Origin of the sequence: Corynebacterium hindlerae, from assembly GCF_014117265.1 — a bacterium.
In the GTDB taxonomy this organism is placed as follows: Bacteria; Actinomycetota; Actinomycetes; order Mycobacteriales; family Mycobacteriaceae; genus Corynebacterium; species Corynebacterium hindlerae.
In genome coordinates this window covers 1,182,066-1,195,221 of the sequence record NZ_CP059833.1, presented here as the reverse complement: position 1 = coordinate 1,195,221, position 13,156 = coordinate 1,182,066, and the positions used below count along the sequence as shown (strand labels likewise).

Sequence of the window (13,156 nt, the reverse complement as noted above, 5' to 3'; positions counted from 1 at the left end):
CAATGTCGTAACTGCGGAGAATAGTTCGCTGACTGCATGCTCGTATCCCGTTAGCGACAATCAGTGACAGCACTTGTGGACCATGAAAGTTACTAAAAATTTTCACGTTTTCCGCTTGTGCTGATAGTGCTTTGACGATGATCGCAGGTCACGGTAGTGAAAAAGGGTGGCATCGAGGGATCATCGTCAATCTAACATAGTCAAACCGCCGAGATAGGAGCCTTGGAAGCCAAGGAGCCAAGGAGAGCACCAACTTGGATCGTGCGTGAAAGGCTCCACGGCCAGGCAGATGGCCCGCTGACCAGAATCCGATGAGGAATGAGTGAACTGGGGTGGAGGGCGTCGTTAAGCTGCCCCGCCCGTTTGCCCCCGTCTACAACTTTTGGATAGGGTAGGGCACGTTACTCTGCGTAAATTTTAGGGACCGTCATGCCTTGGCTTGTTTTGATTCTGTCTGGCTGCTTTGAAGCAGTGTGGGCTGTGGCGTTGTCGCGTTCCGAGGGGTTTACGCGGATACTGCCGAGCATCGTGTTTCTGCTGGCCTGCGCCATTTCGATGGGTGGGTTGGCGTGGTCGATGAAATATCTTCCGGTAGGCACGTCGTATGCCGTGTGGGTCGGAATGGGCGCCACACTCGCTGTGATCTATTCCTTCGTCACCGGCGAGGAGACGGCGTCGCCGCTCAAGATTTTGTTCATCGCGATGATCGTCGGTGGCGTCATCGGCCTGAAATTTTCACATTAAGGAAACGAAATGTCTGTGCCTACCTCAGCAAATACCACCCAGTCCGCCGCGTGGTTTGACCGCGCGCTCGCCCTTACCCCCGGTGGTGTGAACTCGCCGGTGCGTGCGTTCGGCAGCGTCGGCGGCCAGACGCGCTTCATTAAGGAGGCAAAAGGCAGCACGCTTATCGACGTCGATGGCAACGAATACGTGGACCTCTTCGGTTCCTGGGGCCCGATGCTCATGGGCAACGCCCGCCCGGAGATCGTGGCAGCCGTCCAGGAAGCCGCTACCCGTGGTCTGTCCTACGGCGCTCCAACGACCGCAGAAGTGGAACTCGCGGAAATGGTTGTGGCTCGCACCAGCGTGGATGAGGTCCGTTTCGTCAACTCCGGCACCGAGGCCACCATGTCCGCTGTCCGCTTGGCACGAGGATTCACCGGCCGCCCGAAGATCATCAAGTTCGACGGCTGCTACCACGGCCACGTTGATGCGCTGCTGGCTTCCGCAGGTTCCGGCGTGATCACCTTCGGCCTGCCGGATTCCCCCGGCGTCACGGGTGCAGCCGCAGGCGATACCGTGGTGGTGGAGTACAACAACCTGGATGCAGTCCGGGCTGCGTTCGAGGCACACCCGGGTGAAATTGCCGCCGTGATTACCGAAGCTGCCGCGGGCAACATGGGCACCGTTGCACCACTGCCTGGCTTCAACCAAGGTCTGAAAGATATTGCCCATGAGCATGGCGCGCTGCTGATCATGGATGAAGTGATGACGGGGTTCCGCACCTCGTACTCCGGGTGGTACGGCGTCGATAATGTGGCGGGTGACCTCACCACCTTCGGCAAGGTTATCTCCGGCGGTCTGCCGGCAGCTGCCTTCGGTGGCCGCAAAGACATCATGGAATACTTGGCGCCGCACGGCCCGGTCTACCAGGCGGGCACCCTGTCCGGAAACCCAGTAGCGATGGCAGCCGGTATGGCCTCCCTGAAGCTGGCCACCCCGGAGATCTATGACACCGTCAACGCCAACGCTGATCGCCTGGCCACGTTGTTCACTGAAGCCCTGACCCGGGAAGGCGTTGCGCACCACATCCAGCGCGCCTCCAACATGCTGTCCGTTCGTTTCGCAGAAGGCGAAGGCCGTAACTTCGCGGACATGAAGGCAGCCGATACCTTCCGTTTCCCAGGCTTCTTCCACGCCTTGCTGGACAATGGCGTGTTTGGTTCCCCAAGCGCGTTTGAAACCTGGTTCGTCTCCAGCGCACTGACGGATAATGACTTCGAACGCATCGAAGCCGCCCTCGTCCCGGCAGCCAAGGCGGCTGCGGCAGCCAAGAAGGAAGGCTAAATGAGCACCACTATCGTCCACCTGCTCCGGCACGGCGAGGTTTACAACCCGGACCGCATTCTTTACGGTCGTCTTCCTGGCTACCACCTGAGCGCGCGGGGAAACGCGATGGCTGAGCAGGTTGCTGAGGCACTGCAAGACCATGACATTACCTACCTTGCGGCGTCTCCTTTGCAGCGTGCCCAGGAAACAGCAGCGCCACTGTCCCGAAAGCTGGGGCTGGACGTAGACATCGATAAGGGCCTGCTGGAGGCAGGAAACCGGTACGAGGGGCTGCGCGTGAAGTCCTGGAAGTCTCAGCTGTGGAACCCAGTGCGCTGGCCACTGATGAAGAACCCATCCCTGCCGAGTTGGGGCGAGCACTACAGTGTGATCGAAGCCCGCATGATGGACGCCATCGAGCGCGGTCGCCTGGCAGCAGAAGGCCACGAGGCTGTGCTGGTGTCCCACCAGCTCCCAATCGTCATGGTGCAGCGCAGCGTGCAAGGGAAGTCGCTGGCACACAACCCAGCGATGCGCCAATGTGAACTGGCATCTCTGACCTCCCTGGTGTTCCAAGGTAACCAGATCACCGACATGTACTACTCCGAACCAGCGCAGGGAATATAGATGAAACGCTCCCTTATCGCTGTATGCGTGGCACTGTCCTTGGCCGGATGTTCGGCTGAGGACACCGCCGGGCAAGATGCCGTCGCCATCGGAGGCACCTGGTCTTTTGTGGCCCCCGGTGGACAAACCGACATTAAGTATCCGGAATCGGAACGCAAACCGATCCGCGAGTTTTCTGGTGAATCCGTGCAAGGCGGGACGGTGAACCTGTCAGATTTCGCAGGCCAAGTCGTGGTCATTAACGCCTGGGGGCAGTGGTGCGGCCCGTGCCGTTCCGAGTCCGACGACATGCAGGAAATCCATGAAAAGCTGCAGGAGACCGGCAAAGGCACTGTCCTTGGCGTCAACGTGAAGGATTATCAGCGCCAGATTTCCCGTGACTTCATGACGGATAACGGCCTGACCTACCCATCCCTGTACGACCCGCCGTTCAAGACAGCCGCAGCAATGGGAGGCTTGCCCGCATCCGTGATCCCGACCACCATCATTCTGGACAAGCAGCACCGCCCGGCAGCGGTGTTCCTGCGGGAAGTCACAGCGCAAGACGTGCTGGATGTAGCGTTGCCTTTGACCCAAGAGGCCTAAATGGGACAACAACTGGCAGATATCGCGGCCACCGGGCCACTGATTTTGGGATTGCTGGCAGCGGCGCTGGCTGGGTTTGTATCCTTCGCAAGCCCCTGCGTGGTCCCACTGGTCCCCGGGTACATGTCGTATCTCGCCGGGGTGGTGGGCAATGATTTGGAGATGAGTTCGGAGGGACCGGCCGTCGCAAAGCAAGGGCGTTGGCGCGTTGCCGGTGCGGCACTGCTTTTCATCGGCGGCTTCACCATCATCTTCGTGCTGGCAACGGCAACGGTCTTCGGCGCGATTTCGGCGCTGACGCTCAACCAGGAGCTACTGCAGAAAATCGGTGGCGTGGTCACGATCCTCATGGGACTGGTGTTCATGGGGTTGGTACCGGCGCTCGACCGCGATACCCGCATGCAACCCAAACGCCTCTCCACGCTACTGGGCGCGCCGCTGCTCGGCGGGGTATTCGCTCTCGGATGGACGCCGTGCCTCGGGCCGACCCTCGCCGCGATCATCTCGGTGTCCGCGGGGACCCAAGGAATGACCGCCATGCGCGGCGTGGTACTCATCATCGCGTATTGCCTGGGCCTTGGCCTGCCGTTCCTGGTGGTCGCCCTGGGGTCCGCGAAAGCGATGCGGGGTGTCGGTTTCCTGCGTCGCCACTCCCGCGGCATCCAACTAATCGGTGGCGTGGCACTGATTATTGTCGGCTTAGCCCTGTTCACCGGACAGTGGGCGCTGTTCATTAACGTCGTTCGACAGTGGACTGTCGATTTTGGTTACACCTTGATCTAGGAGACACCGTTGTTTAAGAGAGCACCTCTATTGGCATGGCGCTGGCTCACCAGTATGCGCACCGCGCTGATGCTGCTGTTTCTTCTTGCCCTCGGTGCGATCCCAGGCGCACTGCTCCCACAGCGCTCCCTCAACGAAACCAAGGTGGACGAATACCTGGCCGCCAATGGCGAATTGGCGAAGTGGTACGACCGCTTCCAACTCTTCGATGTTTTCTCCTCCCAGTGGTTCACCGCGATCTACGTCCTGCTTTTCGTTTCCCTTATCGGCTGCATCCTGCCGCGCTCCTGGGATCACTACCAGGCGTGGAAGGCCGACCCGATCCGCGCACCGCGTAACTTTGAACGCCTGCCACTGCACGGATCTGGAGTCGTAGACAAGCCACTTGCTGAAGTGGAAGAGGACGTTCGGGATGCGTTGAAAGGCTGGCGCCTCGCCTCCTACACGCCGGAACAAGACCGCGCCGGGAAGCGCTCCTTCGCAGCTGAACGCGGTTATTCCCGCGAGTTGTTTAACCTGATCTTCCACCTCGGACTCGTCGGAATCCTAGCGACGATGGCAGCCGGGAAAATGGTCTACTACGAAGGCCAAGTCATCGTGGTCGCCGGGGCAGAGAACTCGGAATTTTGCAACACGGCCGTAGCGAACTTCGACAGCTTCCGTGCTGGCACGCTTGTCGACGGCACTAAGCTGAATCCCTACTGCGTGAACGTCAAAGACTTTTCCGCCGAATACCTGCCAAACGGCCAGGCCAAAATGTTCACCTCCAACGTGGACTATGCAGCCGGGGCCGACATCACGAAACCTCATTCTGAGTGGTCATCGTACACTTTGAAGGTCAATCACCCGCTGCGTATCGGGGAAGATCGCGTGTACCTGCAGGGGCACGGCTTCGCCCCGCGGTTCACCGTGAAATGGCCTAACGGTGAAGAACGCACCCAAATGGTGCAATTCCGGCCCGATGACCCGACCTTCTTCCTATCTTCCGGCGTGATGCGCTTTGACCCGCCAGCGGGAATGTACCCAGAACTTAAAGACCGCAGAGCTAACGGCATCGCGATCCAAGGTCTGTTCGCGCCGACTGCGCAGTGGACCGGTGAAAACGGTGCATTGCTCTCCTCCGCATACCCGGCGATGCGGGATCCAGCAGTGGCCATCGACATCTACCGTGGCGACGCTGGCCTGGATTCCGGCCGCGGGCAGTCCATCTTCACCCTCGACCCAACCCTGATGCACACCGGAGTGCTACAGAAACTGGAACGCGTCAACCTAGGGGTAGGGGAATCCATCACACTTGACGACGGCACCGTGGTCACCTTCGAAGGTGCCAATGAGTTCGCTAATCTGCAGATCAGCCACGACCCGACCCAAGTGTGGGTTCTGGTGACTTCCCTCATCACTCTGGCTGGCCTGGCAGGATCGCTGTTTGTCAAGCGACGCCGCGTCTGGGTACGCCTGTCACCTACAGATTCAGGCACCCTGATTGAAACCGCAGGCCTAGCCCGCACTGACCGCGCCGGGTGGGGAGAAGAATACGAACGCATCCACCGCCGACTCCTAGGGCTGCCGGAGCCGGAGGAGGACTAGAGATCTTTTCGCATCTGGTACGCATTCTTGTCGGCCTTAGGTGAGCCTCGAGTAAAGGCTTTGGTTCAAATTTTGTCCCGTAGCACATGAATTCTTCCTGATCTACCACCTGGTGAATTCCCATCGCGAATTCACCAGGTCGAAGGAGTGAGATGGCATCCCGGTGGGTTCCGTGCCAATAGCTAAGCGCATCTTGTCCTACAGCCTCCGTACCAATGCTTAGCGTTCAGGGACAGCGGTAGGTAGTGCGTAAGGACCTGTTCCAGCCGACTTGAGGCTTGCCCGGGCTCAGAGAGAACGGTTTAGCTTCACGCTTTGAAGCATCACTTGTCAAACAGATTACTCATTTGTTCTTTTTATTAGCATCTTTCTGGCATACATCCTTCTAATGGAAGTAAAAAAACCTGAAAATGAAAGTGAAACTAATGGTAACCAAAAAATGAGGCCATTTTGAACGGGCCCTTCAACGAAGTTCCTGGTGGCAAAAAATCCCGTCACTCCGATAGCTATTGATAACCAGTCATAGCGAAAGTTTTTAATCCGAACATTATTCAAAAACGTTGATTGGATCAGGCAAATTGGCGCAATGACAAATCCTGCAATTTGAAAAAACATTGAGATCTCATTTTGGCCGTCGAGGAAAGATCTGGTAGTTGCAGTGATGATTGTGGCGATTGCAATAAACAACAGTTCGATTGTGGGGATCCGCCAGTAGGGAATCGATGATAGGGGCCTGTTAAGAACTTCATCTTGGTCTGGTATTACCAATTTGTTAAGTACTCCCCCGTTTGTACCAAAGCGTGTCGTGCGTAGGATTCTGCAATGCAGGACTGGGTGACTGTTGGGGAAGCATAAACACCTCGACAATTTGCTATCATTTTGTCCTTAAACTGTGGATTGCAGATTGAAAGCCTATTTTCGCGATCTGTATATTTGACAAAACACTGGTCATGAATTGCGCAAGGACCGCGAAAATCTGCCATGATAAGGCTTTGTGGTGGCATCCCGCCCCAAAGGTCCGTTGACCAGGTGCAGAAGTCGTGCACCTTTCTGCGTGGCGCTTGAGGGTTGTATTCGTAATCGAGGGGCCATTTGATAGGTGAACTTACATAGTATTCCTTCCCGTTTTTCGTATAGTATGAATCTTGTTGTGGAATTACGTCTGCCAAATTAATGAAAGCTGCACCATCTCGAGGTTTTGTCATTGGGGCTGGGTGGGATTTGGTGTACGAGTCCTGAGTCTGGTGTGAAATTGATGGTAAGGTTTTTAGATCGATTCCGAGGATTTGGAAATTAAAGTCATATAAACCTCTGGAAATTTGTTTTCCGTTAATTAGAATACTTCCATTCCAGTTAAAAAGATCTTTTAATATCAATGGTTTATTGGAGAATTTCTGACTATATCCTGTTTCTTGGTCGAAAAGAGGGTCGGAAGTCGGGTAACCATATTGGCTCATTTCGTATCCTGCTCGTTGCCAGACGGCGCCGATCGCGCCCTCGATTGGGTGTGCTCCGTAGCTGGGGTGCCAATAGATCATGCCGAGAGCGAAGCGGTTGTAGCGTCCGATGCCGTCTGGGGTGCCTTCTTCATCGGTAGCCGGGTATCCGAGAGGTCCGCGTTCTTCACCGGTTTCAATCCATTTCTCTAGGATCTTGCCTTCGATAGAGACCACGCCGGACAGGGAAGTGTAGATACGTCCACGTTGAAAGGATTGCTTGCGTCCGACCCCGTCGCCGGTACCGATCTCATCGGACGTTGGGTAGCCTAGGCGTCCTTGTTCCCAGCCGTTGCGCGCCCAGACGATGGAGTTGTGGGTGGTAACTGACCATGCTCCGGTATCGGGGTGCCAGTAAATAAATCCGTTGTCGAATTCGGTGCGTTTACCCACCCCGTCGGGGTTGGTCAGTTCCCCTGATTTGGGTAGCCCCAGGAAGGAGAGGGGTGTTTGTCCGGCCCAGGCGACGGCGAGGGATTCGTATTTTTCCCGGATGGTGCCGCAGACCTGGTGGGGGCTGGGCCAGTAGGTACGGCAGTTCTCTGCTGCCAGGGGCTGCATGAGGGGTTCGTCCCCTGGTGTGGTGATGCCGAGTTGCTTGGCTTCTTGTACTTCAGCCCTGTCGGCTTGCTCTTTTGTCACGCCTCCGGGCAATTGGATGCGGTCGGAGCGCATGTGCCCGTCGATGATCTCGGGTTGCGGCTTGCCGAGGTCGGTGGGGAGGGTGTGTTCGTAGTAGTGGTTGTCGATGTTGTTTTTATTGACGCCGGGTTCGTTAAAGTCCCAGCCTGTGGTGTCAACATCGTAGATGTCTCTTTCGGATGGATGGCGCAGTTCATCGAGACTTGTTGTTGGCATGACCGGGTCTGCTGTGGCCGGGTCGAACGCGTCTAGCTGTGTGGTGAGGTCTGTTTCCTGCGCTGAAGCGGGGATGGGGTTAAAGCAAACGGTTGCGAGCACGGCTAGTGTGGCCCCGAGTTTTTTTAATCTGTGTGTCATTGCTTCGTCTTTCCTGGAAAGTGGCAGTGGTATCGAGCTTGATGTCAGATTTTCGACAGTCTGAGTCAATAGTCTTACGAAGAGGATAAGTGAAGCTGTGCACAGTGTCTTGAAAATTGAAGGAAAAGTTTTGCCACTGTCTAATTGTGTCTTCGGCATCCTTTCGCCATAGGGCAGGTGATCCCTGGCTAGCGAAAACTTGGACAAATCCCAGCTTGCCCGCTATGGTGTCTGTATCCATCAAAAGTTTGATTCTGCTTTAAGGATTCGCCATGCTGGTCAACCAAACGCTCGCCAACTACTCGGACTTGAGCTTCAAGACGGCCTTTGTCATTTACGTCTTCGCGCTCATCTTGGCGATCGTCTACTACGCCAAACAGTCCCAGGTCCTCTTTGAGCCTGCGCGTGAACTGGTCGGTGCTGGTGGCCCGGCTGCCTCAGAACCTGCGGTCATCAAGGATGTCGGTGCGGAGAAGTTTGCCGGCATGGCGCAATCCATGATTTGGTTGGCGATCATTTTCCATGCGGTGTCCGTGGTGCTGCGAGGGATGTCGGCATCCCGCTTCCCGTTCGGCAACCTTTACGAATATGTCGCAATGGTGACGCTGGTAGCGATGGCTATTGCCGCGTGGGTTATTCAGCGTCGCGAACTGCGCGTAATGTGGCCGTGGGTGCTCACCCCGGTTATTGCCTTGCTGTTTTACGGTGGGGTGAAGCTTTATGCGGCATCTGCTCCCGTCGTCCCCGCGCTGCAATCCTTCTGGTTCCCAATCCACGTCTCCACCGTCTCTATTGGGGCGGGTGTTGGCATGATTTCCGGCATGGCCTCTCTGCTGTACATCTTGCGCATGTACCAGCCAAAGGGGGAGGAACAGGGAATCTTCGGTGCGATTATGCGTCCGCTGCCATCGGCAAAAACCCTGGACGGGCTCGCATACAAAGCCGCGGTGTGGGCTCTGCCGGTGTTCGGTCTGGGCATTGCACTTGGCGCCATTTGGGCAGAATCCGCCTGGGGGCGCTTCTGGGGGTGGGATCCTAAGGAGACTATCTCCCTGGTTACCTGGGTGCTGTACGCTGCATACCTGCACGCCCGCGCAACTTCCGGCTGGAAGAATTCCGCTGCCGCCTGGATCAACATCGTGGCATTCGGGATGATGGTGTTCAATCTTTTCTTCATCAACATGGTCGTGTCCGGCCTGCACTCGTACGCCGGCCTGAACTAGGCCCGCGGGAAATCCAGCGTACGGATGGGATGTTTGACCTATGGTTTCGTCCCATCCGTACGCCTTTTTCTGACGCGCTATCCTTAATGCTATGAAAATCCTGGTCACCGGCGGCGCCGGCTTCATCGGCTCGAACTTCGTGCACCGCACGCTCGCAACGCGCCCCGATCACAACATCACTGTACTCGACAGCTTCACCTACGCCGCGAATGAAGCCAACCTCCCACGCGACATTGAGGTGCTGCGCCAGGATATTCGCGAGCCGCTGACCGGCAGCTTCGACCTCATCGTCCACTTCGCCGCCGAGAGCCACAACGACAACTCCCTCCGCGACCCCCTGCGCTTCATCAAAACCAATGTCGAGGGCACGACCCAGCTCCTCGAGTATGCACGGCTTAACGACGCCCGCTTCCACCACATCTCAACCGACGAAGTATTCGGTGATTTGGCCCTCGACGACCCCGCCCGCTTCACCCCGGACACCCCTTATAATCCGAGCAGCCCATACTCCGCCTCCAAGGCTGCCAGCGACCACATTGTGCGAGCCTATGTGCGCTCTTTTGGTGTCCAGGCCACGATTTCTAACTGCTCTAATAACTATGGGCCACGCCAGCATCCAGAGAAATTCATCCCGCGGCAGATCATCAACCTGCTGCATGGGGAGAAGCCCCGACTTTATGGCGATGGGCTGAACGTACGCGACTGGATCCACGTCGATGACCACAATGATGCTGTGTGGACTGTGATTGAGCGAGGTCAGATCGGCCAGACTTACCTGATCGGGGCCGATGGTGAGCGCTCCAATAAAGACGTGGTCCGCGCCCTCAATAAGGCTTTCGGCCGCGGCCCACAGGACTTCGTGCACATCACGGACCGGCCGGGCCACGACCGTCGTTACGCAATTGACCCGTCTTCCACGCAGGCACTCGGCTGGCGCGCTACCCGCACCTTCGAGGAGGGGCTGCTTGACACTATCAAGTGGTACCGCGAGAACCCTGAGTGGTGGGGCGCATCCCGCGCTGCGGCCGAGGCGGCCTACGCGAAAGTGGAGCGGGAGCTGGAGTAATTCCCATGTGCGAGACGTGGAATTCGAGACTCGGAGCTGCAAACCCGCTATTTCGCGAAAAGCACATGTGAAGCTCCCACTCTCGAATTCCAGGACTCGCGTTTTACCAGCTGACCCATAAACCAGCCAAGCGAACTACACTAGACACCATGTTGAAGCCTGTTGCAGAAGTTCACGGTGTTTTCCTTTCCGAGCCGAAGATTTTCCCCGACCGGCGCGGCACTTTCAACGAGTGGTTCAAGGCCTCTGAGTTTGAAGCGGCCATCGGATACCCTTTTGACCTGCAACAATCTAATATCTCCTTTTCAAAGAGGGGCGTGGTTCGGGGCCTGCATTTTGCTGATGTTCCGCCGGGGCAGGCGAAGTTCGTGACCTGCATGAGTGGCGCGATTTGGGATGTGGTGCTGGATTCGCGCGTCGGTTCGCCGACGTTTGGCAAGTGGTTCGCCACCCAGCTCACCGCTGAGAACCGCTGCAGCCTTTATCTCCCGATCGGTGCGGCGCACGGATTCCTGACTTTGGAGGATTCGACCGTCGCTTATCTCACTTCCTCTGAGTATGAACCGGCGCTGGAGCACGGGATCGATCCGTTTTCCGCGGGCATCGAGTGGCCAGCAGCGGACTACATCTTGTCTGACAAAGACCAGGAAGCGCCCGCATTCGCTGACGCGAAGCTGCCCCTCTGGGAGGACTGCGCCGAATTTGAAGCAATGCTGCGTGAAGGGTGGGCCGAGTGAAAGGCATCATCCTCGCCGGCGGCACCGGATCCCGCCTGCGCCCCATCACCCTCGGTGTTTCCAAACAGCTGGTCCCGGTCTACGACAAGCCAATGATCTACTACCCGCTGAGCACCCTGATGCTCGCCGGGATTCGCGACATCCTGATCATCACCACGCCGGAGGACCGCCCGCAGTTTGAGCGCCTGCTTGCCGACGGCAGTCAGTTCGGCATCTCATTGACATTCAAAACCCAGGACGCCCCGCGCGGTTTGGCGGAAGCATTCGTCCTGGGTGCTGACCATATCGGTGATGACTCGGTGGCATTGGTGCTGGGTGACAACATTTTCTATGGTCCGGGGCTGGGCACCCAGCTTCGTCGGTTCCAAGACATCGATGGTGGTGCCATTTTTGCCTACTGGGTCGCTGATCCCTCGGCTTACGGTGTGGTGTCTTTCGATGCGGAAGGCAAAGCGACGGGCTTGGAGGAAAAACCCGAGAATCCATCCTCGAACTACGCTGTTCCTGGCCTGTATTTTTACGACAACGCAGTTGTTGACATTGCCCGTGGCCTGCAGCCCAGCGAGCGGGGAGAGCTGGAAATCACGGACGTAAACAAGGTCTACCTGGAGACCGGAAAACTACACGTTGAGGTGCTTCCTCGGGGGACTGCCTGGCTCGACACCGGCACGATCGACACCCTTATGGCCGCCGGCGACTACGTGCGCGCCATCGAACAGCGCCAGGGGCTCAAGATTGGGGCTCCGGAAGAAGTCGCCTGGCGGATGGGCTACATTACAGCCGATGACCTGGCACGGCGCGCCGAAGAACTCAAGGCTTCAGGGTATGGCGAGTACCTGCTGCAAGTGCTGCGGCGCGGGTAACAGCTGCCGAATTTCCTGTGGGTTCTGGCCAAAGAGCACCCCCGTTTTGGCTAATCAGAACCACAAATTTGCCACTACTTAATGATGTCCGACGCCAGCGTCTCGATACAGGTAAACAGGCGTTCGTTGACGGAGTAGTAGGCCCACTTGCCGCGCTGTTCGCGTTTGACGAGGTTCATGGCGATGAGTTTTTTCATGTGGTGGGTCACGGTGGGGGCGGAGACACCGAGGGCTTCAGCTAGTTCGAGTCCGCAGACGTCTTCGCAGCCTTTTTGAGCGACCAGGTGCAGGAGACGAAGCCGGGTTGGGTCGGCGAGGGCTTTGAATACGCCGACGATGTGGTCGAAGTCGGGGTTGTCTGACACTGGGCGGAGGGGGCCGGTGGTGCCCGTTACATCCAGTGGGCTGGTGGTGGCTGCCATGGAAGTCATAGGTTTGATAGTACGCCTTTGATCAAAAATGGCTTAAGAGTCCTGGTTGTCGCGTTTTTCTTGCTCGCGGCGCCACTCTTCCTCACGGCGTTTCTTGAAGCGTTCCTTTTCGATTTTCCATAGGAAGTCTTCGTCATCGTCAGGGCCTTTGATCATGGGGCGCTGCTGCGGACGTGGTGCGCCACCGAGGGAGGTGGGGGCGAAGGCTTTCCAGAGCAGGTAGATGGCAGCGATGATCAGAATGAGTAGTAACAAACGTCCCATGGGGATACTTCCTTAGATGCCTCTAGTATGGTCAAAGCTGTGAATCAAGAACCGATCCTCGATAAGTCCCTGCGAAACCGTGCGTGGCGAGACATCGCGTTGTACGGGCTCGCACGGTTGGCGCTCTTCATCGTGCTCACCGTGATTATTCAGTCTGCTGCCTACCTTATCGGAGCCCCAGTTCCGCTGCTAATTTCGGCACTGCTGGGCCTGCTGGTGGCATTCCCGCTGTCAATGTTCGTCTTTAAAGGCCTGCGCCTTAAGGTAAACGAAGAGCTCGCCGAGTGGGACGCACAACGCAAGGCACACAAAGCGTGGGTGAAGAAGGAACTAGCCGAACGCTAGGGGATCATGATCCGAGTGTCGTGCGCCGACATTGTGCTTATCGCCGCAGTTTTGCTGAACGCTGTCTGTGGCGATAAGCAACTATGCAGTTCCTTCTT

Annotated in this window: 15 protein-coding genes; 11 read left to right on the top strand and 4 right to left on the bottom strand. The window is 57.1% G+C overall.

The window, feature by feature from the left end; translation table 11 throughout:
• The first annotated feature begins 429 nt into the window (after nucleotides 1-429).
• The 6 genes from HW450_RS05830 to HW450_RS05805 are packed head-to-tail and all read left to right on the top strand — an operon-like array spanning nucleotide 430 to nucleotide 5,634.
• Complete coding sequence (locus HW450_RS05830; protein ID WP_182387035.1) at nucleotides 430-744, top strand: DMT family transporter; 315 nt, start codon at nucleotides 430-432, stop codon at nucleotides 742-744.
• Between the two features lie 9 nt (nucleotides 745-753).
• The gene (hemL, locus tag HW450_RS05825; RefSeq protein ID WP_182387034.1) at nucleotides 754-2,070 is read left to right on the top strand and encodes a glutamate-1-semialdehyde 2,1-aminomutase; all 1,317 of its coding nucleotides are present in this window, start codon (nucleotides 754-756) and stop codon (nucleotides 2,068-2,070) included.
• Entirely contained in the window at nucleotides 2,071-2,679 is a 609-nt protein-coding gene (locus HW450_RS05820; RefSeq protein WP_182387033.1) for a histidine phosphatase family protein, read from the top strand.
• Nucleotides 2,680-3,264: a TlpA disulfide reductase family protein gene (locus HW450_RS05815; protein ID WP_182387032.1), complete on the top strand. Its 585-nt coding sequence runs from the start codon at nucleotides 2,680-2,682 to the stop codon at nucleotides 3,262-3,264.
• The gene (locus tag HW450_RS05810) at nucleotides 3,265-4,047 is read left to right on the top strand and encodes a cytochrome c biogenesis CcdA family protein (protein ID WP_182387031.1); all 783 of its coding nucleotides are present in this window, start codon (nucleotides 3,265-3,267) and stop codon (nucleotides 4,045-4,047) included. It abuts the gene before it with no gap.
• Nucleotides 4,048-4,101: 54 nt separating this feature from the next.
• Nucleotides 4,102-5,634: a cytochrome c biogenesis protein ResB gene (locus tag HW450_RS05805; protein WP_182387391.1), complete on the top strand. Its 1,533-nt coding sequence runs from the start codon at nucleotides 4,102-4,104 to the stop codon at nucleotides 5,632-5,634.
• 339 nt (nucleotides 5,635-5,973) lie between these two features.
• On the opposite strand, the gene HW450_RS12990 is transcribed toward HW450_RS05805, so the two are convergent.
• Both HW450_RS12990 and HW450_RS05800 read right to left on the bottom strand, forming a co-directional pair.
• Nucleotides 5,974-6,321, bottom strand: a complete 348-nt coding sequence (locus HW450_RS12990) for a hypothetical protein (RefSeq protein WP_220463912.1) — start codon at nucleotides 6,319-6,321, stop codon at nucleotides 5,974-5,976.
• A gap of 74 nt (nucleotides 6,322-6,395) precedes the next feature.
• Nucleotides 6,396-8,090: an LGFP repeat-containing protein gene (locus HW450_RS05800; protein WP_182387030.1), complete on the bottom strand. Its 1,695-nt coding sequence runs from the start codon at nucleotides 8,088-8,090 to the stop codon at nucleotides 6,396-6,398.
• A 311-nt stretch (nucleotides 8,091-8,401) separates the two neighbouring features.
• On the opposite strand from HW450_RS05800, the gene ccsB reads away from it, so the two are divergent.
• The 4 genes from ccsB to rfbA all read left to right on the top strand — a co-directional run bounded on the left by ccsB (nucleotide 8,402) and on the right by rfbA (nucleotide 12,018).
• Nucleotides 8,402-9,352 (top strand): c-type cytochrome biogenesis protein CcsB, encoded by a 951-nt coding sequence (gene ccsB / locus HW450_RS05795; RefSeq protein WP_182387029.1) that lies wholly within the window; start codon nucleotides 8,402-8,404, stop codon nucleotides 9,350-9,352.
• A 91-nt stretch (nucleotides 9,353-9,443) separates the two neighbouring features.
• Complete coding sequence (gene rfbB, locus HW450_RS05790; protein WP_182387028.1) at nucleotides 9,444-10,418, top strand: dTDP-glucose 4,6-dehydratase; 975 nt, start codon at nucleotides 9,444-9,446, stop codon at nucleotides 10,416-10,418.
• Between the two features lie 149 nt (nucleotides 10,419-10,567).
• Complete coding sequence (locus HW450_RS05785) at nucleotides 10,568-11,155, top strand: dTDP-4-dehydrorhamnose 3,5-epimerase family protein (RefSeq protein WP_182387027.1); 588 nt, start codon at nucleotides 10,568-10,570, stop codon at nucleotides 11,153-11,155.
• Complete coding sequence (gene rfbA / locus HW450_RS05780; protein ID WP_182387026.1) at nucleotides 11,152-12,018, top strand: glucose-1-phosphate thymidylyltransferase RfbA; 867 nt, start codon at nucleotides 11,152-11,154, stop codon at nucleotides 12,016-12,018. Before HW450_RS05785 ends, rfbA begins: the two co-directional genes overlap by 4 nt.
• 74 nt (nucleotides 12,019-12,092) lie before the next feature.
• Here the strand turns inward: rfbA and HW450_RS05775 are convergent, their stop codons facing one another.
• On the bottom strand, nucleotides 12,093-12,449 hold the full coding sequence (locus HW450_RS05775; protein WP_182387025.1) for an ArsR/SmtB family transcription factor: 357 nt from the start codon (nucleotides 12,447-12,449) through the stop codon (nucleotides 12,093-12,095).
• Between the two features lie 33 nt (nucleotides 12,450-12,482).
• Complete coding sequence (locus HW450_RS05770; RefSeq protein ID WP_182387024.1) at nucleotides 12,483-12,713, bottom strand: hypothetical protein; 231 nt, start codon at nucleotides 12,711-12,713, stop codon at nucleotides 12,483-12,485.
• Nucleotides 12,714-12,740: 27 nt separating this feature from the next.
• Here HW450_RS05770 and HW450_RS05765 point away from each other — a divergent pair, with 27 nt between their 5' ends.
• Nucleotides 12,741-13,058: a DUF4229 domain-containing protein gene (locus HW450_RS05765; protein WP_182387023.1), complete on the top strand. Its 318-nt coding sequence runs from the start codon at nucleotides 12,741-12,743 to the stop codon at nucleotides 13,056-13,058.
• Nucleotides 13,059-13,156: the final 98 nt, after the last annotated feature.